Genomic DNA, 24,831 nt, shown 5'->3' on the forward strand with positions numbered 1-24,831 from the left:
GGGCCGCCCGGCCCGCCGGGCGGGTCGGGGGGGGGGGGAGGGCAACCAGGCCCGGAAGCCCCCGGGGGGGGGGGCGCCCCCCGGGCCCCCCGCCCCGACCGACTCACGGTCAGCCGATGCTGCTGCCCGGGCCGATGACCTTGATGCGGTCCTGCGCCGGCGCCTGAAGCGGCGCGGCGGCCGAGCTGTTGGCACCGAGGTACGCGGCGAAGACGTCCAGGTCGGAGGCGCCGACGAGCTTGTCGGTGCCGGCCGCGAAGGCCGGGAAGCCGTCGCCGCCGCCGGCCAGGAACTCGTTGGCCGCGGCCCGGTACTTGGCGGCCGGGTCGATCGGCGCGCCGTTCAGCCGAACCGAGTCGACGACGAGCCGCTCGGCACCCTTGTTGCGCATGTCCAGGGTGTAGGTGAGGCCCTTGGAGGACTGCAGGATCTTCGGCGAGGCCTCGTTGGGACCGCTCACCTGCTGCTGGAGCAGCTGGATCAGCTGGGCGCCGGTCAGCGTCTTGACCTGCATCATGTTGGTGAACGGCTGGACGGTGAACGCCTCGCCGTAGGTCACCACCCCGTCGCCCTCGGCGCCGCTGGCCTTGAAGACCAGGTCTGAGCGGATACCGCCCGGGTTCATGAAGGCGATCTGCGCGCCGCCCTTGTCGGCGGGCGCGAGACCGGCCAGCTGGGCGTCGGCGATCACGTCACCGAGCGGCTTCTCCGGGTCGCTGTTGCCGCGGCCGTTGATGTCCGAGGCGATGTAACCGATCGGGCGGTTGGCGATCGGCGCGGCCAGCTTGGAGTAGTGCGCGATCAGCTCCGTCATGTCCGGGGCCTTCGCGACCGTGCGGCGCACGATGTGGTTCTCGGCCTTGACCGACGGACGGACGATCGTGCCGGTGGTCTTGTCGAGCTTCAGGTCGATCTCGGTGTAGAGCCGGCCGAAGGAGGCCGCGCTGGTCACCGAACGCGGCACACCCTGCGGGTCCGGGATGGTGCAGGCGTACGCGTTGTGGGTGTGACCGGTGACGATGGCGCCGACCGCCGGGTCGATGTTCTTGGCGATGTCGACGATCGGGCCGGAGATGCCCTGGCCGGCCGGGCCGCAGTCGTAGTTGTACGTGCTGCTGGCCGGGAGGCCGCCCTCGTGGATCAGCGCGACGATCGAGTTGACGCCCTTGGCCTTCAGCTCCGCGGCGTACTTGTTGATCGTGGCGACCTCGTTGCCGAACTTCAGGCCCTTGACGCCCTCGGCGGTGACGATGTTCGGCGTGCCCTCCAGGGTGACGCCGATGAAGCCGACCTTCACGCCCTGCGACTTGGTCACCCAGTACGGGGCCAGCAGCGGCTTGCCGGTCTTCTCGTCGGTGACGTTGGCCGACAGGTAGTTGAAGTTGGCGCCCTTGAACTTGCGCCCCTCCTCGTAGCAGCCGTCGACCGGGTGGCAGCCGCCGTCCTGGAGGCGGCGCAGCTCGGCGGCGCCCTCGTCGAACTCGTGGTTGCCGACCGAGGTGACGTCCAGGCCGAGCTTGTCCAGCGCCTCGATGGTGGGCTCGTCGTGGAAGAGCGCCGAGGTCAGCGGGGAGGCGCCGACCAGGTCGCCGGCGGCGACGGTGATCGAGTCGTCGGCCGGTATGCGCGCGTCGCGCAGCGCGGTGGCCAGGTACTCGACGCCGCCGGCCGGGGTGTTGACGGGCTGGCCGGTGGCCGGGTCGATCTCGCGGATGGTGCCGGACGAGCCGGCCGGGGCCTCCAGGTTGCCGTGCAGGTCGTTGATGGCCAGCAACTGGAGGTTGACGGTCTTGGGACGCTTGGCGTCCGCGGCCTGGGCCGCGGTGGGCACGGCCACCGTGCCCACCAGGCCGGCGGCGGCGATGACGGCCAGCGCCGCACGTCGGGATCTGACGGAGAGCATGAAGGGGTCCCCTGCACCTGAGAGAGAGCGCCCGGCTGTGGACGGGTCCGTAGGGGCGCTGAGTGTCGTTGCGCGAGTGCAGCCTAGAGTCAACGCGCGTAGCTGTCAGGACCCTGGACGTAACGACAGGGTTACCTACTGACGAATCGTCGCCGGACTTTCCCCGCCGGCACGCCCCCAGCGCACCCCGGCCGCCGCTCGCGGGGAGCGCGGCCGGGCGCCCGTCGGGGCCGCCGGCGAACCGGGCTCAGACGCCCGGTTCGGACGCCAACTGACGCTCTGCACGCACCCGTTCGGCGACGGCGTCCTCGGTCATCGCGCGGTCGGTGTAGACCAGTGGCCGCTCGGCCTCGGTGATGATGTGCTTCACCACCTGGACGTTCCCGTTGACGTCCCAGACCGCGATGCCCGGCGAAAGTGTGGGGATGATCTCCACCGCCCAGCGCGGCAGACCCAGCACCCGGCCGGTGGCCCGCGCCTCCTCCGCCTTCTGCATGTAGATCGTCCGGGTCGAGGCCATCTTCAGGATCGCCGAGGCCTCCTTGGCCGCCGCACCGTCCACCACGTCCGACAGGTGGTGGACCACGGCGACGAACGACAGGCCCAGCCGGCGGCCGAACTTCAGCAGCCGCTGGAACAGCTGGGCCACGAACGGACTGTTGATGATGTGCCAGGCCTCCTCGACCAGGAAGATCCGCTTCTTCCGGTCCGGCCTGATCCAGGTGTGCTCCAGCCAGACCCCGACGATCGCCATCAGGATCGGCATCGCGATCGAGTTCCGGTCGATGTGCGAGAGGTCGAAGACGATCAGCGGCGCGTCCAGGTCGATGCCGTCGGTGGTCGACCCGTCGAACATGCCCCTCAGGTCACCGTCGACCAGCCGGTCCAGCACCAGCGCCACGTCCAGACCCCACGACTGCACCTCGTCCACCGCCACGCCCAGCGACTCCACCGAGGCCAGTGCCGGATTGCGCAGGGTGTCGATGATGTCGTCCAGCACCGGCTGCCGGTCCAGGACGTTGGCCGCCACGTGCGCGTGCGCGGCCTTCAGCGCGAAGCCGGCCCGCTCCTCCAGACCCCGCCCCATCGCCACCTCGACGATGGTGCGCAGCAGCGACAGCTGCCCTGTCTGGGTGATCGCCGGGTCCAGCGGGTTGAGCTTCACCCCGCCGTCCCGGGCCGCCATCGGGTCCAGCCGGATCGACTTTATGCCGAGCGCGTTGGCGATCAGGTTCCACTCGCCGACCCCGTCCTCGCCCTGCGCGTCCAGCACCACCACCTGCCGGTCCCGGAAGCGCAGCTGGCGCAGCACGTAGGTCTTCTCCAGCGCCGACTTGCCGTTCCCGGACTCGCCGAGCACCAGCCAGTGCGGCGCCGGCAGCTGCTGCCCGTACAGCTGGAACGGGTCGTAGACGTACCCCTTGCCGCTGTACACCTCGCGCCCGATGATCACGCCCGAGTCGCCGAGTCCGGGCGCGGCGGTCGGCAGGTAGACCGCCTGCGCCTGCCCGGTGGAGGTGCGCACGGGCAGGCGCGTGGTCTCCACCTTGCCGTACATCAGGCTGGTGAACGCGTCGGTGAGGTTACCGATCGCCATGCGGGGCCTCCAGGTGGATCAGCGGCGGATGCCGGTGGCGAACGGCAGGGTGTTGACGAACGCGCGGTGGTGCTCGCGGTCGCACCACTCCAGCTTGAGGTAGCTCTTGCCGGCCGAGGCGCGGATGGTCCGCTTGTCCCGGGCCAGCGCCTCCGGATTGCGCGAGGAGACCGTGATGTAGCCGACCAGGTTCACCCCGGCCGCACCGGACGCGAGGTCGTCGCCGCGCTGGTCCACCCGGCCCGTGTGGGCGAGGTCGCGCGGGTCGACCGTGCGGTTCATCTTGGCGGCGCGGCTGGCCTCCGCCTCGTCGTTGGTCTTCTCGGTGAGCATCCGCTCGATCGCGACGTCGGTGGGCTCCAGGTCCATCGTCACCGCGACCGTCCGGATCACGTCCGGGGTGTGCACCAGCAGCGGCGCCAGGAAGTTGACGCCCACCGGGGTCAGCGGCCACTCCTTGACCCACGCCGTCGCGTGGCACCAGGGCTCCCGGGTCACCGACTCGCGGGTCTTCGCCTGCAGGTACTGCTGGTGCGTGGCGTCCAGCTCGGCCGGCCAGGCGTTCCGCTTCGACATCGCCTGGATGTGGTCGATCGGGTGGTCCGGGTCGTACATCGAGTGCAGCAGCGAGGAGAGCCGCGCCTGGCCCAGCGGCTGCCGCACCCGGATGTCCGCCTCCGCCAGCCGCGCACAGATGTCGGTCAGCTCGCGGGCCATCACCGCCGCCAGCCCCTCGTCGTCCCGGGTCCGCCGCCCGTTCGCGGTCCGGCCCATCGCGTGCGCCTCGGCCGCCAGGTCACGGGTGTAGTGCATGCAGGCCACCAGGTACGCCCGGTGCTGCTCGGAGGAGGTCGACACCATCGACTGCAACTGGTCGTACGACTCCATCAGCCAGCGCGGCGAGTCCGGGTCCCCGCGCCGCTCCACGTCCTTGGCGTGCGCGTCCGGGTCGGCCGGCAGCGTCCGGGCGAGGATCTGCAGCCGGGTCACGAAGCCGTCCCCGTTGGCGACGTGCTTCAGCAGCGTCCCGAATCGGTCGACCAGCGCCTCCTGGTCCTCCGAGTCCCGCAGGCCGACGCCCGGGCCCTCGATCTCGATCGCCGCCGTCACCGTGCGCCGCTCCAGGTGCATCAGCACCCCGACCTCGTCCGGCCCGAACGGCGCCGCCAGCCAGCGCAGCCGTCCGACTCCCGGCGGCGGGCCGATCTCCACCTCGCGGCCGTCCAGCCGCGTCCCCGCGTCCATCGCGTCCGACTTCCACACACCCCGCCCGCTGCGGACCGTCCGGCGGTAGGTGCGGTTGATCTCCACCCACTTGTAGAACGTCCGGCGCCGGTACGGCACGTACACCGCCGCGATCGCCAGCAGGGGCAGGCCGACCAGGCCCCCGATCCGCAGCGGCAGGATCGGCATCATCAGGCCCCAGACCATGCCGAGGAAGGCGCCGAAGATGATCAGCACGATCTCGCCGGACTCCCTGTTCCGGCCGATCGGCGCGTTGGGGCGGGCCTTGCCGATCAGATAGGTACGACGCTGGTGCACGTACGACTGGGCGTACTGGGCCCCGTACTGGCCGAGCGGTTCGCTGCTCACTTACCCGTCACCCTCCCTTCGCTGGATTGCTGTCGCGGAGCGGACCCGAGGCCTGGGCCGGCGGCCCGGCCTGTTGCGGTGGCGCGGGCGTCCGCGACGCGTGGGCGGCGATGCCCGGTGCGACCGAACCGCCACCGGCACCCCCACCCCCGCCGCCAGGCTGCCCGCCGCGGTCGCCGTGGGTGGTGATGCCCTGCTTCATCAGGTTCGCGGTCCCGTTGATCATCGCCGACCCGGCCGACACCGCACTGGCCCGGGCCTGGCGCATGTTCACCATCTCGTCGCCGAAGCCCGGTACGAACCGGTACACGGCGGCGCTCGCGAAGATCGACAGGAAGAGGATCGCCAGACCCGACAGCACCCGGGCGAAGTCGTCGTCCGCACCCGCCCCGGCTGCCACCGCACCGGCCAGCCCGAGGATGATCACGATGATCGGCTTCGCCAGGTCCACCGCCACCATCAGCCCCGCCCAGCGACGCACGTGCTTCCACAGCTGCTTGTCCACCAGGCCCGCGTACACCGCCGTCCCCAGCAGCGCGCCCACGTACAGCATCGCCGCCCGGATCAGCAGCTCGATCCAGAGCACCGCCGCCGCCAGCACGGCCACCAGCGAGACGATGATCAGGATCAGCGGCCCGCCGCCCATGTCACCCTTCTCCAGGGTGTCCGCGAACCCGCCCAGGTACGTCCCGGTGTCCGACTTCGTCCCCACCGCGACCGCCTTGGTCAACCCGTCGGTCGCACTCACCACGGTGTACAGGATCAGCGGCGTGAACGCCGAGGCCACCACCGTCAGCCAGAGGAACCCGATCGCCTCCGACACCGCCGTCGCCAGCGGCGCTCCACGCACCGCCCGCTTGGTCACCGCCAGCAGCCACAGCACCAGCGTGATGATCGTCGACGCGGCGAACACCACCGCGTACTGCTGCAGGAACGACGCGTTGGTGAAGTCCACCTCCGTCGTCCCGTCGATCGCCCCCGACAGCTTCCGCACCACCCACGCCGCCGCCTGCGCACACCCCTTCGCCAACGACCCCAGCGGATCGGTCACACTCCCCACCGTCCCACTCCCGGGGACGGAGCCACCGCCTGGCTTGGAGGCGCAGTAGACACCGCTTCCCGGCAGGGGAAGCACGTCGCAATCATTGCCGCTCGGCGACGCCGTAGGGCTAGGGGTTGGAGTGGCGCTTGGGCTGGGTTCTGCGAATGCATGGGATGCCAGAAGAAGAGCAGCGGTCTGCAGGACCACCAGAGCTCCGAGCACTCCTCCGGTGCGAGGCAGGAACCGGGTGGTGCTGTGGTCAACGGGCATAGCGGAAACCCCCGAACTGCTGGACGGCGCCGGTGATCTCCTCGGCGGTGGCGGCCTGCTGGTCGCCGGGCATGGGGGCGGGGCCCTGCCGGCTGGCGTAGTCGGTGAGCTTCCAGTCGCTGCCCGTCCAGCGGAGGGTGAAAGTGAGCGTGAACCAGTTCGCCACGACCGGCAGGACCGATCGTTCGCCGGCCAGGCCGGTGAGGCCGGTGCACCAGACCTCGACCTTGGTCTCCGTTTCGCTGTAGCCGACCGACTTGGTACCGACCGGCACGGTACGGCTGACGAAGGTGAGCCCCTTGGGTGCGCGGCCCTGGGCGTCCAGTCCGTAGCGGGTCACGGTGTCACCGCCGAACCCCTGGTCCAGGCGGGCCTGGAGGGTCGGGGTGGCGGTGGGGTCGGCGATGGTGGCGACGATGGTGTGGCGGCTGTCGGTGCGGAACATGTCGGCGGAGCCGATGGCCACCGCGTAGTTGGCCGCGGCCGACTGGGCGCCCTGGTCGGTGTGCGGGAAGCCTGCGGCGATGCCGTTGGCGGTGGTGGCGACGGGCTGGTCGCCGCTGGGCGCGGGGCCCGCGCCGGTGGTGGCGGTCGAGGTGGCCCGGTCGGCGGAGCCGCCCGCGGGGGTGCCGGACGGGTCGGGTTTGCCCCGGTTGGCGATGGAGATCGCGACCACCAGGAGCGTGACGACCACCAGGACCGTCAGCAGCGTGCGCAGCGGCCTGGGTTGACGGGCGGCCGCCAGGGAGGAGGGCTGTTCACCGACCGGCAGCCGCGTGCGAGTGTGCGGCTGGTCGTCGGACAACGGCACGGCGGCCCTCCTGGTGCGGGGAGCCGGGGCGGCTCCGGGGGCCCCTCCGCCCGGGGGCGGGCGCGGAGGGAGAGGTGGTGGGGCGGGATTCCCGGGGGGACTCCGGCGGATCCCGGTCGACCGGACGGCCGTCCGGTCGGACGGTCGACCGTGCCGGGTGGTCGGTCGGCCCGGCGACGGGCGGTTCCCCGTCTCCCCGCACCGTCACCACCCGATCTGTCCGATCGTCAGATGGCCATGCCGTACACAATGGTGAACAGAGTGCCGAGTGATCCAATGATGAACACGCCGGTCAGCCCGGCGATGATCAGCCCCTTGCCCTGTTCGGCGCCGAAGCTGTCACGCATCGCGGTGGCGCCGATCCGCTGTTTGGCCGCACCCCAGACGGCGAGGCCGAGGCAGGCGAGGATCGCGACGGCCATGACGACCTGGACCATCACCCGGGCCTCGGACCCGAGGCTCGCGAACGGGCCCCAGTCCGGGGCGATCCCACCGATGATGGTGTCGATATTCGGCTTCTTGGGAGGGTCCTCGGCCAAGTGGCCGATCGCGATGCTGTTCACGCTGCTCAGGTCCATTTCCATCTCACCGCCCGATCAGGCAAATTCAAGGGCCCAGACCCCGCCCGCGCGAAGGGTCAGTACCTATTCTTGGCCAGATCTGATGTCGACTTGGCTACTTCTCGCAGATTGGTCGTGAGGCATCGGACACGTACGCGAGGATGTCCACCGTACGAAGGATAGCGCTCACTCTTTGTATCTCTGATGATTGCGGTGAGCAACGCCTTCCGGGACACTTCGACTGACGATTCGTCGGGATGGTGCTGATGGTACTCCGGAAGGCCGGTACGGCCGCCGCCGCTGCGGGAGTTGTCCTGATCGGCTTCGTCGGTCTGGTGACCGTCGGGACGTTTGCGGCGAGTGGGACACCACAACAGTCGGGCAATCGCGCCGGCCTCTCCCCGGGAACCGTTCCGGCGGCGTACCAGGGGCCGATCCAGCAGTGGGGACAGCTCTGCCCCGACCTCTCACCGCCGTTGCTCGCGGCACAGCTCTACCAGGAAAGCGGTTTCAACCCACGGGCCCGTTCCTACGTGGGGGCACAGGGATTGGCACAGTTCATGCCTGACACCTGGTCGGCCTACGGAACGGACGGTAACAACGACGGCCGGAAGGACCCCTGGGACCCGCTGGACGCGATCGCCTCGGCGGCCACCTTCGACTGCGCGCTGGCCGCCTACGTCGCGAAGGTCCCGGGTGACCGCCAGTCCAACATGCTGGCCGCCTACAACGCCGGTCCGGGCGCGGTGACGAAGTACCAGGGCGTTCCGCCGTACAAGGAGACCCAGGGCTACGTGCGGAACATCCTGGCGACGGCCGGAAGCTTCGCCGCACCGGTCGCACCGGTGGAGGTCTCCTCGCAGTCGGCGGCCGCGATCTACTTCGCGCAGACCAAGCTCGGCACCCCCTACCAGTGGGGCGGTGAGGGGCTGCCCTCGCAGAACGGGCGGTTCGACTGCTCGGGGCTGACCCAGGCCGCGTACGCCAGCGTGGGGATCAAGCTCCCCCGGGTCGCCAACGACCAGTGGTACGCCGGGCCGCACCCCTCCCGCGACCAGTTGCGCCCGGGGGACCTGGTGTTCTGGGCGACCGACCTCGGTGATCCGCGCAGCATCCACCACGTCGGCATCTACGTGGGCGGGGGCTACATGATCAACGCGCCGCACACGAACGCGGTGATCCGCTACGACAAGATCGACACCCGCGAGTACATCGGGGCGACCCGCGTCGCGTCGGACGCCGCCCAGGCGCTGCCGATGCGCGACGCGGAGGGCACCGTGATCGCCCCGAGCCGTCCCGGCGACCCGGCGGCCCCGACCGCGCCCGCCCCGAACCCGACGACCCCCGCCCCGAACCCGGCCGGGACCCCCGCTCCGGCGGCGGCCAGGACCCCGATCGCCACCGGCCCCGTCACGGCAGGTGCAGGTCAAAGGCCCGCAAAGAGCTGACCCCGCCCGCCCGCGCGGTGTGAGTGCACTGTGGACGCTGAGTCAAGTTTCCATAACCGCGCGTTTCCGTGGAACGCTGTGCACCGGTTATGACGTTGTGTCGGATGGTCCCGCGTCAGCCCGCCTGACCTGGGCGGCGCTGCGCGGACCACGGCCGGAACGATCAGGTGCTGCGGACCAGAAGGAGGTGCGGCGTGTCGACGCCGCTTGCCGACACGACCAACCCCGACCTCGGCCTGCTCTACGCCGTCAACGGCCTGGCCAGGCGTTCCCCGGCCTGGCTGGACCACGCGGTGTCCTGGATCGGTGAGTACGGCATCCTGCTCGGCCTCGCCCTGCTCGGTCTGACCGGCTGGCTCCGGGCCAGACGCCGTCCGGACGCCCCGGTGGCCGTCGCCGGGCTGCTCTGGGCCCCGCTCGCGGTCGCCATCGCCGAGGTGGCCAACCTGCCGATCTCGGCCATCGTGGACCGCCCGCGGCCCTTCGTCGACCATGCCGGCCTGGACGTGCTGGTGGAGGGCAAGGAGGGCACGTACTCCTTCGTCAGCGACCACTCCACGATGTCGATGGGCATCGCGGTGGCGCTGTTCCTCGTGAACCGGCGGCTCGGCTGGATCGCCGGCGGGCTGGCCCTGCTGCAGGGCTTCTGCCGGATGTACATGGGCGTCCACTACCCCACCGACGTGATCGGCGGCTTCGCGCTCGCGACGGCGGTGGTCCTGCTGCTGGCGCCGATCGCGATGGCCGTGCTCGTCCCGTTCTGCCATGCGATCGGCCGGACCGCTCTCGCCCCGCTGATCCGCGCCCCGCAGGGCGGTGGCCGACGACCGGGCGGGCGCCGGCGCGGCGGCGGCCCGCGGGGTTCCGTCCGGGCCGACGAACAGCCGCCGGAGTCCGATCTGGCGGCCTGAGCCGCCACGGGCCCTCCCCCGCGCACCACAGCGCCCCCGAAGCCTCGTCGGGCGGAGCGCGGAGGGGCCCCGGACCCCTCCGGCCTATCCGTCCTCCTCGCCGCTGGCGGCGAGGTGGTCGGCGGCCTCCCGCCGGGTGAGGTCACGCGAGCGGCGGGCCGGGGAGAACCAGCCGCAGACGCAGGTCGCGAAGCAGAAGGAACCGTGTTCGCTGATCGCGACACGGTGCTCGGGCATCCGGGTGGTGCCGGGTTTGGCCGGCAGCTCACTGTGCACGTGCTTCACCGTAACGCTCCAGAGCCCCAGACCGCGACGCCCGGGAGGTATCCGGTGCTCCGGCGTGCGACATCCGGCGCGCGCCGGTTCCCGCGTAACCCTTCTCACGTCAACTCGTTTGCCCGGAAAGAGCTCTGCCCATCCACTGGTGGCCGGCGGGGCAGTCGGGCCCGAGGGGGTTGTCGCGAGGATGAAGATGACCGACCAACAGCGCAGTGGCCGGCGGACCGGCCGGTCCGGGCCGCGGCTGCGGCCGGCGGCGGGGGCCGCGTTGCTCGCCGCCGTCCTGACCGGACTGAGCGGCTGCTCGGACGGCGCCGGCGACGCTTCCGCCGACCAGCAGGCGAGCAGCAGCCCGGACCGGCTCGCCGCCGACCCGCTGACGGCGGTCCGCAACGCCGCCGACATCACGGGCCGGACCGGCTCCGCGCACGCGGCCACCGAGCTGGTGACCGAGTCGGCCGACAAGAAGGCCGTCTTCACCGGCACCGGCGGCTACGACTACGTGAAGCGGATCGGCCGGCTGGAGGTTCAGGTGCCGCCGGGCGCGGCGACCACCGGCAAGATCGTCGAGGTGCTCCTGCCGGGCACCGTCTACCTGCAGAACAGCGGCGCCAAGGTGCCCGAGGGCAAGTGGGTCAAGCTCGACGTCCGCCAGCTCCCGGACGGGAACCTGGTCAGCGGCGGCGCGACCGACCCGGCCTCCGCGGCGGGCGCGCTGCGCGGCGCCCAGCAGGCGGAACTGGTCGGCACCGAGACGGTCGGCGGGGCGGCCCTGAAGCACTACCGCGGCACCCTGGACCTCACCAAGGCGGCGGACGCCACCGGCGGACGGGGCGGGGACGGGCTGCGGATGGCGGCGCAGACCTTCACGGTCAAGGAGGTCCCGTACGACGCCTGGCTGGACGAGCAGGGCCGGCTCCACAAGGTGGTCGAGGTCTTCACCTTCGCCGGGGTGGCCGGCTCGAAGGAGGCGAAGGACCAGGTGAAGGTGGTCTCGACCACCTCGCTGACGGACTTCGGCAAGCCGGTGGAGGCCGCGGAGCCGCCGGTCTCCGACATCTACGCGATGAAGCCCACCGAGAGCCCGAAGTAGGGCCCGGTGGCCCGGCCGCGTCCCGGCCCACAGCCCGGCGGCCGGGCGGCGCGACGGCGCGGCGCGGAGAAGGAGGCCGGAGGAGGGGACCCGGCGCGGGGGCCGGGAGCGGGGCGAAAGGGGACACCGTCGGACCGGGTGGGCCCGGGATACCTGCCGGGCCACCCGTTTCGGCGGCTCCGAGATGGCCCGTCCGTGCCATGTGGGCGGGCTCCGGAGTGCCTAGGCTGGACGCCGGGTGGCTGCCGCCCGGGCTGGCGAGGCGCTGAAGGGGTTGGTGCAGGTGATGTCGTCCACGGGCAGCCGCAGCGGCGGCCACGACGACGCGGCCCTCGACGAGATCGAGCTGGCCGGGGAGCTGATGATCGCGGCCACGGCCAGCAGCGGCGACCGTCTGCCGACCGAACGGATCGACGAGGTCCTGCTCGACCGGCCCGACGGCGGTTCGGTCACCGGGCCCGTGCGGAACGGCCTGGAGCTCGACGACTGAGACCGGGAGCGACCGGCCGGGTACCATGAGCCGGGACGGCCGGGAGTGGCCCACCGGGACCAGGACGGCCGGAAGCGGGACAGCCCGAAGCAGGGCGGCGGGGAACGGGGCGGCCGTCGGTCGGACGGCCGGGGCGTGCCCCGGCCGCGCGTTCAGCTGCGCAGGAGGCGGGCGATGGCCGCGGTGGCCTCGGCGACCTTGGCGTCCAGCTCGGTGCCGCCCTCCTCGGCGGCAGCGGCGACGCAGTGCCGCAGGTGCTCCTCCAGCAACGAGAGCGCGAAGGACTGGAGGGCCTTGGTGCTGGCCGAGACCTGGGTGAGCACGTCGATGCAGTAGACGTCCTCGTCGACCATGCGCTGCAGGCCGCGGATCTGGCCCTCGATCCGGCGCAGCCGCTTGAGGTGGGCGTCCTTCCGGGCGGTGTACCCGTGCGGCCCCCCGTGGGCACCGTGGTGTCCGACGGCGTCGGCGGTGGCCGCGGCGCCGGCAGGCTCGGTGGCGACGGCGGTGACGGCGGCCGACGTGGTCGCGTCCGGCGCGGTCTGCTCGCCATGCGCCTCCGCCCCGGCCGCCGGCGCCGGCTCCGGCTCGGTGCGCGCTTGCGTGGTGGTCATCGGCCCGCCTTCGTCTGAGTGCCTGGGTGGCTGCGTCGGCATCCAGTGTCCAACACCGGGGCCGGTCGTGGTGTTCCTCCGTACCGGTCGGCCGGTACGGAGGAGCGGTTCGCGGCGGGGGCGGGGCGCGGACGGGGCGCGCGCCCGGGCGCGGGCGCGGTTCCCCCGTCCGGGGAACACCCCGGTCTTCCCGGCGCACGGCAGGGGCGATCCGGGCGAGGTTCCGTCAGACTGGGGGCTCACGCCCACACCTGGGATGCAGGCCGGGCCCACGGCTGCGGCAGCCGAACGGAAGGGGAAGTTCCGGCTCCTCTTCGACCACCCCGTTTGCGCAATTGCGCTTGGTTGCACCTAGCATCGTTCAGTCCCCTACCCCGCACATCGGAGATTTCCGTGCGTTTTAGCCTGACCCCGAAGGAGACGAGCTTCTACGACATGTTCACCGCTGCCGCGGAGAACCTGGTCGTCGGTTCGAAGCTCCTGCTGGAACTGCTGGGATCAGACGTGTCGGCCCGCGCGGAGATCGTCGAGCGCATGCGCGCCGCCGAGCACGCCGGAGACGACACCACCCATGCGGTCTTCCACCAGCTGAACTCGTCCTTCATCACGCCCTTCGACCGGGAGGACATCTACAACCTCGCCTCGTCGCTGGACGACATCATGGACTTCATGGAGGAGGCCGTCGACCTGGTCGTCCTCTATGACATCCAGACCCTCCCCAAGGGCATCGAGCAGCAGATCGAGGTGCTGGCCCGGGCTGCCGAGCTCACCTGCGAGGCGATGCCGAACCTGCGCAGCATGTCCAACCTGACCGAGTACTGGATCGAGGTCAACCGGCTGGAGAACCAGGCCGACCAGATCCACCGCAAGCTGCTCGCCCACCTGTTCTCGGGCCAGTACGACGCCATCGAGGTGCTCAAGCTCAAGCAGGTCGTGGACGTCCTCGAACAGGCCGCGGACGCCTTCGAGCACGTCGCCAACACGGTGGAGACCATCGCGGTCAAGGAGTCCTGACCCTCGTGGACACCGCAGCACTCATCGCCGTCATCGGCGTTGCGTTCTTCTTCACCTACACCAACGGCTTCCACGACTCGGCGAACGCGATCGCCACCTCGGTCTCCACCCGGGCGCTCACCCCCCGGGCCGCGCTCGCGATGGCCGCGGTGATGAACCTGGCGGGCGCCTTCCTGGGCAGCGGGGTGGCGCACACCGTCTCCCAGGGCATCATCGAGACCCCGACCGGCAACCAGGGGATGGCGATCCTGTTCGCCGCGCTGGTCGGAGCGATCGCCTGGAACCTCGTCACCTGGTACTTCGGTCTGCCGTCCTCCTCCTCGCACGCGCTGTTCGGCGGCATGGTGGGTGCGGCGCTGGCCGGCGGTACCGAGGTGATCTGGAACGGGGTCATCGACAAGATCATCATTCCGATGATCGTCTCGCCGGTGGTCGGCCTGGTCGGCGGCTTCCTGGTGATGCTGGCGATCCTCTGGATCTTCCGGCGGGCCAACCCGCACCGGGCCAAGCGCAACTTCCGGGTCGCCCAGACCGCGTCGGCCGCCGCCATGGCCCTCGCGCACGGCCTGCAGGACGCCCAGAAGACGATGGGCATCGTGGTCATGGCCCTCACCATCTCGGGCCACGAGTCCGAGGGCGACCCGATCCCGGTCTGGGTGAAGATCTCCTGCGCCACCATGCTCTCGCTCGGCACCTACGCGGGCGGCTGGCGGATCATGCGGACCCTCGGCCGGAAGATCATCGAGCTGGATCCGCCGCAGGGCTTCGCGGCCGAGGCCACCGCCTCGACCGTCATGTACATCACGTCGTTCGTCTTCAAGGCGCCGATCTCCACCACCCACGTGATCACCTCGGCGATCATGGGCGCGGGGGCCACCAAGCGGATCCGCGCGGTGCGCTGGGGCGTCGCCAAGAACATCGTCCTCGGCTGGTTCATCACGATGCCGGCGGCCGCCCTCGTCGCGGCGCTGGTGTACTGGTTCGTCCACCTGTTCTGGGGCTGACGGGCCGGCGCCCCGAACCCTGCGGACGTGACAGGGCCCGCCCCCACATCTCGGGGGCGGGCCCTTTTCCATGCTCCGCGGCGGCACCGCCATGCAGCACCGCGAAGCAGCTCTGGTCCGTCGGCCGTCTCCGGGCGTTGCCGGCCCGGAGACCGGAGACCGGCCACCGGGGACCGGAGGCCGGAGGCCGGAGACCGGCTTCGACGGGGTGCTGCGGTCTAGCCGAAGCGGCCCGAGATGTAGTCCTCGGTCGCCTGCACGGACGGGTTGGAGAAGATCCGCTGCGTGTCGTCGAGCTCGATCAGCTTGCCCGGCTGGCCGACGCCGGCCAGGTTGAAGAAGGCGGTGCGGTCGCTGACGCGGGCCGCCTGCTGCATGTTGTGCGTCACGATGACGATGGTGAACTGCTCCTTCAGCTCGCCGATCAGGTCCTCGATGGCGAGGGTGGAGATCGGGTCGAGGGCGGAGCAGGGCTCGTCCATCAGCAGGACCTGGGGCTCGACCGCGATGGCGCGGGCGATGCAGAGGCGCTGCTGCTGGCCGCCGGAGAGGCCGGCACCCGGCTTGTTCAGGCGGTCCTTGACCTCGTTCCAGAGGTTGGCGCCCTTGAGGGACTTCTCCACGACACCGTCGAGGACGGACTTCTTGCGAACACCCGCGAGCTTCATCCCGGCGACCACGTTGTCGTAGATCGACATGGTCGGGAACGGGTTCGGGCGCTGGAAGACCATGCCGACCGCGCGGCGGACGGCGACCGGGTCGACGGTCGACCCGTACAGGTTCTCGTCGTCGAGGAGGACCTTGCCCTCGACCCGGGCGTTGGGGATCACCTCGTGCATCCGGTTGAGGGTCCGCAGGAAGGTCGACTTGCCGCAGCCCGAGGGGCCGATGAAGGCCGTCACCGAGCGGGGCTCGATGCTCATCGAGATGTCCTCGATGGCCTTGGTGCTGCCGTAGAAGGCGGACAGTCCGCTGACGTCGATGCGCTTGGCCATGTTCTTTCGTCTTCTTTCAGCCCGCGGCCGGGGGCCGCTCGTAGATGCCGGTCGTACGTCAGTCGGTCAGTGTCCGCCCTTGGGCGAGCGCCAGCGTGCGATGCCCCGGGCGATGAGGTTGAGCGCCATCACGAAGGCGATCAGCACGAGCGCGGCACCCCAGGCCCGCGCGTAGCCGAAGTCGTTGTTCACCATGGCGTACTGCTGCCAGATGTACATCGGCAGCGACTGCTGCGGTCCGTCGAACGGGTTGGTGTTGATGATGTCCCCGCCGAAGACCAGCATCATCACCGGCGCGGTCTCACCCGTGATGCGGGCGACCGCGAGCATCACACCGGTGGTGATGCCGCCGATGGCGGTGGGGAGGACGATCCGCAGGATGGTCTTCCACTTCGGCACACCGAGTGCGTACGACGCCTCGCGCAGCTCGTTCGGGACGAGCTTGAGCATCTCCTCGGTGGAGCGGACCACGACCGGCATCATCAGGATGGCCAGCGCGAGGCTGCCCGAGAAGCCGGAGTAGCTGAAGCCGAGGGCGATGTTCCACAGGGACAGGATGAACAGACCGGCGACGATCGACGGGACACCCGTCATGACGTCGACGAAGAAGGTGACCGCCTTGGCGAGCGTGCCCCGGCCGTACTCGACCAGGTAGACCGCGGTGAGCAGCCCGATCGGCGCCGCCATCAGGGTGGCCAGCAGCACCTGCTGCATGGTGCCGATCAGCGCGTGGTAGATGCCACCGCCGGGGCCCGAGTACCGCACCCCCTTCATGGAGTGCGTCAGGAAGTAGCTGTCCACCACCTCGGCGCCCTGCTGGACGGTGTAGGTGACGAGCGCGAGCAGCGGGATGACGGCCAGGATGAAGGCCACCCAGACCAGCGAGGTCGCGAACCGGTCCTTGGCCTGCCGGCGGCCCTCGACCTGGGCCGCGAGCCCGTAGCTGATGCCCAGGAAGAGGATCGCGGAGATCAGGCCCCACTGGAGCTTGCTCTCCAGGCCGCCGACCAGGCCGATGCCGCAGCCGAGGGCGATCGAGCCGGCGGCGATGGCGGCCGGGGCCCACTTGGGGAGCCGGTTGGCGGTCAGCGGGCGGTCGACCGGGCGGGCGTCCGCCGGAACGGACGTGGTCGCGGCGCTCATGCGTTGGCCCCCGAGTACTCCTTGCGGCGGGCGACGATCAGCCGCGCGGCACCGTTCACCAGCAGGGTGATCACGAACAGGACGAGACCGGAGGCCATCAGCGCGTCCCGGCCGAAGGGCTGGGCCTCGCTGAACTTCAGCGCGATGTTCTGCGCGAAGGTACCGCCACCCGGGTCGAGCAGGTGCAGCGAGAGGGAGTTGTTGGCGGAGAGCACGACGGCGACGGCGATGGTCTCGCCGAGCGCACGGCCGAGGCCGAGCATCGAGGCCGAGATGATGCCGGGGCGGCCGAAGGGCAGCACCGAGGTCCGGATCATCTCCCAGCGGGTCGCGCCCAGCGCGAGCGCCGCTTCCTCGTGCATCCGCGGCACCTGCCGGAAGACCTCGCGGCTGACCGCGGTGATGATCGGCAGGATCATGATGGCCAGCAGGATGCCGACGGTGAACAGGGTGCGCGGGGCGGTGCCGACCTTGGACTGGTCGAAGATGTACGTCCAGCCGAGGTACTCGTCCAGCCAGCTGGTCAGCCCGTACAGGTGCGGCACCAGGAAGAGCGCGCCCCAGAGGCCGTAGATGATGCTGGGCACGGCCGCCAGCAGGTCCACCAGGTAGGCGAACGGCTGGGCGATCCGGCGCGGGGCGTAGTGCGAGATGAACAGCGCGATCCCGATGGCCACCGGGACGGCGATCGCCATCGCGATCGCCGCGCTGACGATGGTGCCGAACGCGAGGACGGCGATGCCGAAGACCGGCTTCGGGGCGTCAGGCGTCCACTCGAAGGTGGTGAGGAAGTTGCCCTCGTTCTTGGTCAGCGCGATACCCGCGCGCCAGGTCAGGAAGCCTGCGATGGCGGCCATGATGACCAGCAGCAGGATGCCCGACCCGCGGGACAGGTTCATGAAGATCTTGTCGCCGACCCGGCTGTCACGCTTGCGGCGTTCCCTGCCTCGCGGGGCGGCAGGGGTGTTTGAAGTCATTGGTCTACTCCGGTCTGGTGGTGCTGCCCCGAGGGGGCGGCACCCTGGCGGCGGTGCCCCGGACGTGCTTCTAGGTCAATGCGTCCGGTGGAGCGGCCCCGGCCCCCCTCGTCCACGGGGCCGCTCCATCGGAGGTCCTGCTGAGGTCAGGCCAGCGTCGGGATGATCGCGTTGGCCTTGTCCGTCAGCTCCTTCGGCAGCGGGACGTAGCCCGCCTCGCCGACGGCCTTCTGCCCGGCGTCGCTGGCCGCGTAGGTCAGGAACGCCTTCAGGGCGTCGAGGCTCTCGGCCTTGTTGCCCTTGTCGCAGACGATCTCGTAGGTGACCAGGACCAGCGGGTAGGCACCCTCGTCCTTGGTGCCGTAGTCGAGGGTCAGCGCCAGGTCGCTGCCGGTGCCCGCGATCTTCGCCTTGGCGAAGGTGGTGGCGGCGTTGGCGGCGGTGGCCTCGACCGGCTTGGAGGCGCCGGTGTTGATGGCGGCGCTCTTCAGGTTGTTGGACTGGGCGTAGGACAGCTCGGCGTAGCTGATCGAGTTCTTGACCTGCTTCACCTGGGCCGCGACACCGGCGGAGCCGTTCGCGCCCTGCCCGCCCTTGCCGGCCCACGCCTTGGCGGCCGGGTAGGCCCAGGCGCCGTTGGAGACCTTGGCGAAGTACTTGGTCAGGTTCTCGTTGGTGCCGGAGTCGTCCGTACGGTGGACGGCCTGGATGTCGGCGTCGGGCAGCTTGGCGCCCGGGTTGAGCGCCGCGATCGCCGGGTCGTTCCACTTGGTGATCTGCGAGTCGAAGATCTTGGCGGTGGTCGGACCGTCGAGGACCAGGTTGTCCACGCCGTCCACGTTGTAGACGATCGAGATCAGGCCGGCGACGAGCGGCAGGTTGATGCCCTGGCCACCGGTGCAGATCGCCTTGGTGGCGTCGACCTCGGCCGGCTTCAGCGGCGAGTCGGAACCGGCGAACTGGACCTTGCCCTGGGTGAACTGCTGGACACCGGCGCCCGAGCCGCCGCCGCCGTAGTTGACCGAGGACTCCTTGCAGGCAGCGGCGAAGTTCGTCTTCCAGACGTCGATCGCGTTGCCCTGCGCGGTGGAGCCGGCGGCCAGCAGCGCGGCCGGCTTGGGGCCGCACTCGATCTTGGCGGCCGGGGCGGCGGAGCCGCTGCCCGAGGCGCCGGTGGTGGTGGTGTTCTCGTCCGAACCGCAGGCGGCGAGCGACAGCGAGCTGACGAGCGCCATGGCACCGATCGCGAGGGCCTTGGAGCGGCCGTTCCGCTGGAGCTTCACAGGGTGTCCCTTTCTGTGGCATTGCCCTGCGCGCGGGCCGTGCACGACACGGCGGAGCGCGGGTTCTGCTGTGGTCCGGGGCCTGTTCGGCCCTCCGGTGACACCGAAGTTAAGCCGGGTAGGTGACGCGTCAGCCGGTCGTAAGTGAACGGAGAGTGAACCTCGAACGGATGGCAGGAAACTACGTCAGGTAGTAACGGTTGCGTCACGACCCGGGCGCGGCGAGATCACTTCCACCGTTCCTTCACGACTCCGCGGACGCCGACCGGACCGGCCGCGCCCCCAACAGCTCCAGCAGCGCGTCGACCAGCCGGCGGTCCCGCTCGTGGGTCAACCGGGCCCGGGCCTTCCCGGCCGGCAGCCACTCCAGCCGGTCCACCTCCCGGTTCGGCCGGAACTCCCCCGCCCCCGGCACCGCGGCCCAGTACCGGACCTCCTTGGGACGGCCCTGCGCCAGGTAGTGCTGGGCCGGCAGCTCCTCCCCCAGCACGCAGGTGAACCCGGTTTCCTCCCACACCTCGCGCAGCGCGGCCTCGACCACGCCCTCGCCCCGGTCCAGCTTCCCCTTGGGCAGGCTCCAGTCGTCGTACTTGGGCCGGTGGATCACCGCGATCCGGGGCCGCCCCAGGCGACCGCTCCTCTTCACCCGTCCCGGCAGCCAGAGCACGGCCCCGGCCGCCAGCACCACCGGTCCCCGGCCGGGGACCGCCGACCGTCTCCCCACCTCAGGCCGTCCGGGATTCCGCCGCCGTCCCCCAGCCGTCGGCCGGCGGCAGCTCCAGCCAGGCCTCCGGACCGGGCGGCAGCTCCGGCCAGCGGCGCCCGAAGGCGTACCGGGCCGCCTCCACCTCCAGCCGCTGGTCGGCATGGACCACGCCCAGCACGTACGCCGTCGCCGGGGTGATCCGCGGCGTGCGCGCCGCCGTCGCCGCCGTCACCGCCGCGTCCGAGGCCTCCTGGTGCCGCGCCAGCACCCCGTCCAGCTCGTCCAGCACCGTCGACGGCCGCCCGCACACCTCCAGCGCGTACCTGGCCCGCTTCACCAGGACCCGCGCCCGGTGCCACGGCGCGTCGTCCGCCGCCAGCGCCGCGTCCGCGTCCAGCGCGCCCCGGGCCTTCGGCGCCTCCTGCCCCTGGGCCGGCACGGTGTGCGCCACGGCCGCCAGCCGGCGCAGTCCGTCCCCTCCGTACGGCGTGGCCGCACGCTGCAGGGGCAGCTGCTGGACGCTCACCGCCAGCGCGGTGAGCGCGGCCCCCGCCTGCGGCAGCAGCACCGCGCCCGCCCGGCCCCCGGCCTGCTCCGCCAGCGGCGCATCCGCCACCAGCAGCGTCATCCGGTCCGCCAGCGCGTGCAGCCGTGCCGACCGCAGCTCCTGCAGCACCGTCGAGTGCGCCCTGGTCCGTGCCAGGGTCAGCTGCCGGTCCAGCAGCGCCCGGGCCTTCGGCGCCCCCACGTGGCCGGCCAGCATCCCCGGACCGTCCGCCTCGCTGCCGTTCAGCCCGTCCAGCGCACCCAGCAGCCGGGACGCCCGCCGCACGTACCCCGGCTCCAGCGCCAGCAGGTTGAGCAGCCAGCGCAGATCGGTCCGGGACTCCTGCGTCCAGCCCGGTTCGAGGACCGCGCCGAAGGTGTGCAGCAGCCCGTTGATCCGCCGCACCGCCCGCAGCAGGTCGTCCGTCCCCCCGGACGGGACGACGGACGCCCCCGGTCTGGCGCCGACCTCGCCCACGGCCAGCGGCAGCGCGCGCAGGAACGCACCCGCCAGGGCGGTGAGATGGCTGGAGAGGATGTCCCCGGCGGTCGCGGTGGAGGCCGCCTGGGCCGTCATCGGCGCATCGGTCATGACTAGGTAGATCCCCGTTCCCCCGGGGCCGTCCCCGGGGCTGGTGGCCGACCGCTCAGCGGCTCCCTACCGCTCAGCGGCTCGCGTCAGTGGATCGCGCGGTCGCGTCGTCGCGTCTCGCGTCAGCGGGGTCGTGGCGGCGACCGGCCCTCACCGGGCGGTGACGGCCCGGCGACGCTGACGCGAGTCGATGAGCAGGTCCTGGACGTGCCGCAGTTGCTTGCCCTCGGCGTCCTGCGCGTGCCGGGTCCACGATCCGTCCGCCCCGAGGTGCCAGGACTCCGTCTCGTCCGACATGCCGAGCTCGATCAGCCCCGACAGTTCCGCCCGGTGCGCCGGGTCGGTGATCCGCAGCAGCGCCTCGATCCGGCGGTCCAGGTTGCGGTGCATCATGTCGGCGCTGCCGATCCACACCTCCGGATCGCCGTTGTTGCCGAAGACGAACACCCGCGAGTGCTCCAGGAAGCGCCCCAGGATGCTGCGCACCCGGATGTTCTCGCTCAGCCCCGGCACCCCCGGCCGGATCGCGCAGATCCCGCGCACCCAGACGTCCACCGGCACCCCGGCCTGCGAGGCCCGGTACAGCGCGTCGATCACGGCCTCGTCGACGATCGAGTTGACCTTGATCTTCACGTGCGCCGGACGGCCGGCCCGGTGGTTGGCGATCTCGTTGTGGATCCGCGAGACCAGACCGTCCCGCAGACCGCGCGGCGCGGTCAGCAGCCGACGGTACGACTCGCGGCGCGAGTATCCGGAGAGCCGGTTGAAGAGGTCCGAGAGGTCCGCGCCGACCTGCGGGTCCGAGGTCAGCAGACCGAGGTCCTCGTACAGCCGGGCCGTCTTCGGGTGGTAGTTGCCGGTGCCGACGTGGGAGTAACGGCGCAGGGTGTCACCCTCCTGCCGGACCACCAGCGACAGCTTGCAGTGCGTCTTCAGCCCGACCAGGCCGTAGACCACGTGGCAGCCGGACTCCTCCAGCTTGCGGGCCCACTTGATGTTGGCCTGCTCGTCGAAGCGTGCCTTGATCTCGACCAGGACCAGCACCTGCTTGCCGGACTCCGCCGCGTCGATCAGCGCGTCGACGATCGGCGAGTCACCGGAGGTCCGGTACAGCGTCTGCTTGATCGCCAGCACGTCGGGATCGGCCGCGGCCTGCTCCAGGAAGGCCTGGACCGAGGTGGAGAAGCTGTCGTACGGGTGGTGCAGCAGCACGTCCCGTTCCCGCATCGCCATGAAGATGTCCGGCTGCGAGGCCGACTCCACGTCCGTCAGTCCGCGGGCGGTGCCCGCCACGAACTTCGGGTACCTCAGCTCCGGCCGGTCCAGTTCCGCGATGCCGAACAGACCGGTCAGGTCGAGCGGACCGGGCAGCGGGAAGACCTCCGCCTCGGTGATGTTCAGCTCCCGCACCAGCAGGTCCAGGATGTAGGGGTCGATCGACTCCTCGACCTCCAGCCGCACCGGCGGGCCGAACCGCCGCCGCATGAGCTCCTTCTCCAGAGCCTTGAGGATGTTCTCGGTGTCGTCCTCCTCGACCTCGAGGTCCTCGTTGCGGGTCACCCGGAAGGCGTGGTGCGCGAGCACCTCCATGCCGGGGAAGAGCTCCTCCAGGTGCGCCCCCATGACGTCCTCCAGCGGCACGTACCGCTGCGGGGAGGCCTCCAGGAAGCGGGCCAGCGACTGCGGCACCTTCACCCGGGCGAAGTGCTTGTGCCCGGAGACCGGGTTGCGCACGACGACCGCCAGGTTCAGGGACAGCCCCGATATGTACGGGAAGGGATGTGCCGGGTCCACCGCCAACGGGGTGAGAACCGGGAAGATCTTCTGCCGGAACAGCGAGTGCAGCCGCGCCTGCTCCTTCTCGGCGAGCTCGGACCAGCGGACCACCTCGATCCCCTCGGCGGCGAGGTCCGGCAGCACCTCCTGCTGGAACGCGGCGGCGTGCCGCGCCATGAGCTCGCGCGAACGGGTCCAGATCAGGTCCAGCACCTCGCGCGGCTGAAGGCCCGAGGCGCTGCGCTGGGCCACTCCCGTGGCGATCCGGCGCTTGAGGCCGGCCACCCGGACCATGAAGAACTCGTCCAGGTTGCTGGCGAAGATCGCCAGGAACTTGGCCCGTTCCAGCAGGGGGATCCCTGGGTCCTCGGCCAGTTCCAGTACGCGCTCGTTGAACGCGAGCCAACTGCGCTCGCGGTCCAGGAAGCGGCCCTGCGGCAGCTCCTCGAAGTCCTGCTCGTCCGCGGCCGGCAGCTCGGGCGGAATGCCGAGCGCACTGGACAACCGGGCGGGCGGGGACAGCGGGGCAGAGACGGGGCGGGGGATGCTCATGGGCTCCAGCTCCTCCAGCAGGACGGCGTCCGAACGCGAATTGCTCTGCGGGCCGTCGTCCTCGCCCAGCGCCAACGCCCACCCACCCGGCGCGGTCGCCACAGGACCGGCCAGCGGGTGTCGGCCGATGCTGCACGAGCGAGACACTACGGACTTCATCCTGTGATCTTCGCGGCATTAATTGAATCCACGGTAAACACCGCATGGCCAGGAGGAAAGCTGAGGCGGTCGGGGCCGGGGTGTAGGCGCACTACCGTTGCCTCGGCCCCACCTTCTCCGCTATCCGTCCGCCGGGCCGCGTGATGCCTCCGGGTCGCCTCGGTGGGGCCGTCCGACGGGGACCCCGGGACCTCCCTCCTCGTGCTTCCGGCGGGGACCCGTCCTGCTCCCGGGGCCTCGGTCGGCGCTCCTGGGCCTCAGCTGCGGCTTCGGCTGTCGGAGTACCGGGCCCGGTACATCAGGTCGATCTCGTGAATCGTGAATCCCAGTCGTTCATATACCCGCACAGCGGCCGGATTGTCGGCGTCGACGTACAGCAATACCGTTTCCAGCCCGCGCTCGCCGGCCCCGGTGCCCGTCAGGTGCCGCAGGCCGGCGGCGGTGAGTGCCCTGCCGAGCCCGCTGCCCTGCTCCGCCGGGTCGACCCCGACGACGTACACCTCGCCCAGGGCGGGCCCGGCCTCGGTCGCCGGGTGCACCTTGGTCCAGTGGAAGCCCACCACCCGGCCGTCCCGGGTGGCGAGGAAGAAACCGGCTGGGTCGAACCACGGCTCGGCCAGCCGGTCTGCCAGGTCCCGCTCGGTCCACGCGCCCTGCTCGGGGTGGTGGGAGAAGGCGAGGGCGTTGAGGCGGAGCCATTCGGCGTCGTCCTCGCCGGGGCGGAAGGTCCTCAGCTCGACCCCGTCGGGCAGGGCCACCGCCTCGGTCTGCGGTCCGGTCCGGCGCATCTGCCGCAGCTCCCGGACCAGCTCGGCCCCGTACTGCCCGGCCAGGTGCCTGGCGGCCGGATGCCCGCCGTGCACCCAGAAGTCCACGGACTCCCGGCCGGCCCGGTGGGCCCGGGAGAGGACGGCGTCCACCAGCGGGCGTCCCAGACCGCGGCCGCGCGAGACCGGGGCGACGACGAGCTCGGCGGAGGGATTGGCGCCGGTCCCCTCCGGTACCTCCAACTGGCCGTAGCCGACGACGCTCTCGGTCTCGGTCTCGGTCTCGGTCTCGACGAAGTGGATCACCCCTGGCCGGGCCGTCTCCGACGAGCGCAGACGCAGCCGACCCTGCTCCGAGACCGCCGCGCGGCCGTCCACCGCCTGCGCGTCCTCCAGGACGCGTAGGGCGCCGTCACGTTGCTCCGGCCGCAGCACCTCGGTCGCAACGACTGCGGCGCCGTCCGCCGCAGGTCCGGTGGCAGGTCCGGTCACAGAGCCAGTTGTGTCGCCCGTTGTCGGCGTTCCGTCGTCCATGCCCTGACGATACGTCAACGGGAATCGGGGGGAAACGCAAAGAACCCCCGTCCGTATCCCGGACAGGGGTTCTCCACAATGATTGTTCGGCGGCGTCCTACTCTCCCACAGGGTCCCCCCTGCAGTACCATCGGCGCTGTGAGGCTTAGCTTCCGGGTTCGGAATGTAACCG

The 24,831-nt window shown here is 71.1% G+C and carries 22 protein-coding genes and 1 rRNA gene; 6 read left to right on the forward strand and 17 right to left on the reverse strand.

The annotated features are described in order from the left end of the window. Nucleotides 1–109: 109 nt before the first annotated feature. The 6 genes from ACFWOG_RS25195 to ACFWOG_RS25220 all read right to left on the reverse strand — a co-directional run bounded on the left by ACFWOG_RS25195 (nt 110) and on the right by ACFWOG_RS25220 (nt 7,794). Nucleotides 110–1,903, reverse strand: a complete 1,794-nt coding sequence (locus ACFWOG_RS25195) for a bifunctional metallophosphatase/5'-nucleotidase (protein WP_329950628.1) — start codon at nt 1,901–1,903, stop codon at nt 110–112. A 247-nt stretch (nt 1,904–2,150) separates the two neighbouring features. After that, the gene (locus ACFWOG_RS25200; protein ID WP_329884002.1) at nt 2,151–3,500 is read right to left on the reverse strand and encodes an ATP-binding protein; all 1,350 of its coding nucleotides are present in this window, start codon (nt 3,498–3,500) and stop codon (nt 2,151–2,153) included. Between the two features lie 18 nt (nt 3,501–3,518). Beyond that, complete coding sequence (locus ACFWOG_RS25205) at nt 3,519–5,093, reverse strand: SCO6880 family protein (protein WP_329884003.1); 1,575 nt, start codon at nt 5,091–5,093, stop codon at nt 3,519–3,521. A 7-nt stretch (nt 5,094–5,100) separates the two neighbouring features. After that, complete coding sequence (locus ACFWOG_RS25210) at nt 5,101–6,405, reverse strand: hypothetical protein (RefSeq protein ID WP_380361075.1); 1,305 nt, start codon at nt 6,403–6,405, stop codon at nt 5,101–5,103. Further along, the gene (locus tag ACFWOG_RS25215) at nt 6,395–7,216 is read right to left on the reverse strand and encodes a hypothetical protein (protein WP_329950631.1); all 822 of its coding nucleotides are present in this window, start codon (nt 7,214–7,216) and stop codon (nt 6,395–6,397) included. The genes ACFWOG_RS25210 and ACFWOG_RS25215 overlap by 11 nt, the downstream gene beginning before the upstream one ends. Before the next feature lie 227 nt (nt 7,217–7,443). Next, complete coding sequence (locus ACFWOG_RS25220) at nt 7,444–7,794, reverse strand: hypothetical protein (protein ID WP_329884006.1); 351 nt, start codon at nt 7,792–7,794, stop codon at nt 7,444–7,446. Nucleotides 7,795–8,042: 248 nt separating this feature from the next. Between ACFWOG_RS25220 and ACFWOG_RS25225 the strand changes: the two genes are divergently transcribed. Further along, nucleotides 8,043–9,224, forward strand: a complete 1,182-nt coding sequence (locus tag ACFWOG_RS25225) for an NlpC/P60 family protein (protein ID WP_380361082.1) — start codon at nt 8,043–8,045, stop codon at nt 9,222–9,224. Between the two features lie 194 nt (nt 9,225–9,418). After that, nucleotides 9,419–10,135 carry a phosphatase PAP2 family protein gene (locus ACFWOG_RS25230; RefSeq protein WP_380361076.1) on the forward strand — a complete coding sequence of 239 codons (717 nt, stop codon included), beginning with the start codon at nt 9,419–9,421 and terminating at the stop codon, nt 10,133–10,135. A gap of 84 nt (nt 10,136–10,219) precedes the next feature. Here ACFWOG_RS25230 and ACFWOG_RS25235 read toward each other — a convergent pair whose 3' ends face one another. Beyond that, nucleotides 10,220–10,411, reverse strand: coding sequence for a hypothetical protein (locus ACFWOG_RS25235; protein WP_329950633.1), 192 nt, complete (start codon nt 10,409–10,411; stop codon nt 10,220–10,222). A gap of 196 nt (nt 10,412–10,607) precedes the next feature. Here ACFWOG_RS25235 and ACFWOG_RS25240 point away from each other — a divergent pair, with 196 nt between their 5' ends. Together ACFWOG_RS25240 and ACFWOG_RS25245 are read left to right on the forward strand one after the other, a co-directional pair. Then, nucleotides 10,608–11,507: a hypothetical protein gene (locus ACFWOG_RS25240; RefSeq protein WP_380361077.1), complete on the forward strand. Its 900-nt coding sequence runs from the start codon at nt 10,608–10,610 to the stop codon at nt 11,505–11,507. Nucleotides 11,508–11,790: 283 nt separating this feature from the next. Next, on the forward strand, nt 11,791–11,997 hold the full coding sequence (locus ACFWOG_RS25245; RefSeq protein ID WP_380361078.1) for a hypothetical protein: 207 nt from the start codon (nt 11,791–11,793) through the stop codon (nt 11,995–11,997). Between the two features lie 152 nt (nt 11,998–12,149). Here the strand turns inward: ACFWOG_RS25245 and ACFWOG_RS25250 are convergent, their stop codons facing one another. Next, nucleotides 12,150–12,611, reverse strand: coding sequence for a metal-sensitive transcriptional regulator (locus tag ACFWOG_RS25250; RefSeq protein WP_380361079.1), 462 nt, complete (start codon nt 12,609–12,611; stop codon nt 12,150–12,152). 393 nt (nt 12,612–13,004) lie between these two features. On the opposite strand from ACFWOG_RS25250, the gene ACFWOG_RS25255 reads away from it, so the two are divergent. Both ACFWOG_RS25255 and ACFWOG_RS25260 read left to right on the forward strand, forming a co-directional pair. Then, nucleotides 13,005–13,625: a DUF47 family protein gene (locus tag ACFWOG_RS25255; RefSeq protein WP_329884012.1), complete on the forward strand. Its 621-nt coding sequence runs from the start codon at nt 13,005–13,007 to the stop codon at nt 13,623–13,625. A gap of 5 nt (nt 13,626–13,630) precedes the next feature. Beyond that, nucleotides 13,631–14,629 carry an inorganic phosphate transporter gene (locus ACFWOG_RS25260; RefSeq protein WP_329884013.1) on the forward strand — a complete coding sequence of 333 codons (999 nt, stop codon included), beginning with the start codon at nt 13,631–13,633 and terminating at the stop codon, nt 14,627–14,629. Nucleotides 14,630–14,847: 218 nt separating this feature from the next. Here ACFWOG_RS25260 and pstB read toward each other — a convergent pair whose 3' ends face one another. From pstB to rrf, 9 genes are all read right to left on the reverse strand, one after another. Further along, the gene (pstB, locus tag ACFWOG_RS25265; RefSeq protein WP_329884014.1) at nt 14,848–15,624 is read right to left on the reverse strand and encodes a phosphate ABC transporter ATP-binding protein PstB; all 777 of its coding nucleotides are present in this window, start codon (nt 15,622–15,624) and stop codon (nt 14,848–14,850) included. 66 nt (nt 15,625–15,690) lie between these two features. After that, a complete protein-coding gene (gene pstA, locus ACFWOG_RS25270; RefSeq protein WP_329950636.1) occupies nt 15,691–16,767 on the reverse strand; it encodes a phosphate ABC transporter permease PstA in 1,077 nt (358 codons plus the stop codon). Further along, on the reverse strand, nt 16,764–17,744 hold the full coding sequence (gene pstC / locus ACFWOG_RS25275) for a phosphate ABC transporter permease subunit PstC (protein WP_329884017.1): 981 nt from the start codon (nt 17,742–17,744) through the stop codon (nt 16,764–16,766). Before pstC ends, pstA begins: the two co-directional genes overlap by 4 nt. A 146-nt stretch (nt 17,745–17,890) precedes the next feature. Beyond that, nucleotides 17,891–19,027 carry a phosphate ABC transporter substrate-binding protein PstS gene (pstS, locus tag ACFWOG_RS25280; protein WP_329950637.1) on the reverse strand — a complete coding sequence of 379 codons (1,137 nt, stop codon included), beginning with the start codon at nt 19,025–19,027 and terminating at the stop codon, nt 17,891–17,893. 244 nt (nt 19,028–19,271) lie between these two features. Further along, entirely contained in the window at nt 19,272–19,751 is a 480-nt protein-coding gene (locus ACFWOG_RS25285; RefSeq protein ID WP_380361080.1) for an NUDIX hydrolase, read from the reverse strand. A gap of 1 nt (nt 19,752) precedes the next feature. Next, entirely contained in the window at nt 19,753–20,871 is a 1,119-nt protein-coding gene (locus tag ACFWOG_RS25290; RefSeq protein ID WP_329884019.1) for a CHAD domain-containing protein, read from the reverse strand. A 150-nt stretch (nt 20,872–21,021) separates the two neighbouring features. Continuing rightward, complete coding sequence (locus tag ACFWOG_RS25295) at nt 21,022–23,199, reverse strand: RNA degradosome polyphosphate kinase (protein ID WP_329884030.1); 2,178 nt, start codon at nt 23,197–23,199, stop codon at nt 21,022–21,024. 416 nt (nt 23,200–23,615) lie between these two features. After that, nucleotides 23,616–24,617 (reverse strand): mycothiol synthase, encoded by a 1,002-nt coding sequence (mshD, locus tag ACFWOG_RS25300; protein WP_380361081.1) that lies wholly within the window; start codon nt 24,615–24,617, stop codon nt 23,616–23,618. Nucleotides 24,618–24,743: 126 nt separating this feature from the next. Next, nucleotides 24,744–24,831 (reverse strand): 5S ribosomal RNA (gene rrf / locus ACFWOG_RS25305); the annotation flags it as partial.

The sequence above is a fragment of the Kitasatospora sp. NPDC058406 genome, from assembly GCF_042722765.1.
Lineage (GTDB): Bacteria > Actinomycetota > Actinomycetes > Streptomycetales > Streptomycetaceae > Kitasatospora.

Coding starts and splice junctions, on each gene's coding strand:
- ACFWOG_RS25240 (WP_380361077.1), top strand. CDS start 10,608: ATGACCGACCAACAGCGCAGTGGCCGGCGGACCGGCCGGTCCGGGCCG.
- ACFWOG_RS25250 (WP_380361079.1), bottom strand. CDS start 12,611: ATGACCACCACGCAAGCGCGCACCGAGCCGGAGCCGGCGCCGGCGGCC.
- ACFWOG_RS25195 (WP_329950628.1), bottom strand. CDS start 1,903: ATGCTCTCCGTCAGATCCCGACGTGCGGCGCTGGCCGTCATCGCCGCC.
- ACFWOG_RS25295 (WP_329884030.1), bottom strand. CDS start 23,199: ATGAGCATCCCCCGCCCCGTCTCTGCCCCGCTGTCCCCGCCCGCCCGG.
- ACFWOG_RS25220 (WP_329884006.1), bottom strand. CDS start 7,794: ATGGACCTGAGCAGCGTGAACAGCATCGCGATCGGCCACTTGGCCGAG.
- ACFWOG_RS25210 (WP_380361075.1), bottom strand. CDS start 6,405: ATGCCCGTTGACCACAGCACCACCCGGTTCCTGCCTCGCACCGGAGGA.
- pstB (WP_329884014.1), bottom strand. CDS start 15,624: ATGGCCAAGCGCATCGACGTCAGCGGACTGTCCGCCTTCTACGGCAGC.
- ACFWOG_RS25225 (WP_380361082.1), top strand. CDS start 8,043: ATGGTACTCCGGAAGGCCGGTACGGCCGCCGCCGCTGCGGGAGTTGTC.
- ACFWOG_RS25290 (WP_329884019.1), bottom strand. CDS start 20,871: ATGACCGATGCGCCGATGACGGCCCAGGCGGCCTCCACCGCGACCGCC.
- pstC (WP_329884017.1), bottom strand. CDS start 17,744: ATGACTTCAAACACCCCTGCCGCCCCGCGAGGCAGGGAACGCCGCAAG.
- ACFWOG_RS25200 (WP_329884002.1), bottom strand. CDS start 3,500: ATGGCGATCGGTAACCTCACCGACGCGTTCACCAGCCTGATGTACGGC.
- pstA (WP_329950636.1), bottom strand. CDS start 16,767: ATGAGCGCCGCGACCACGTCCGTTCCGGCGGACGCCCGCCCGGTCGAC.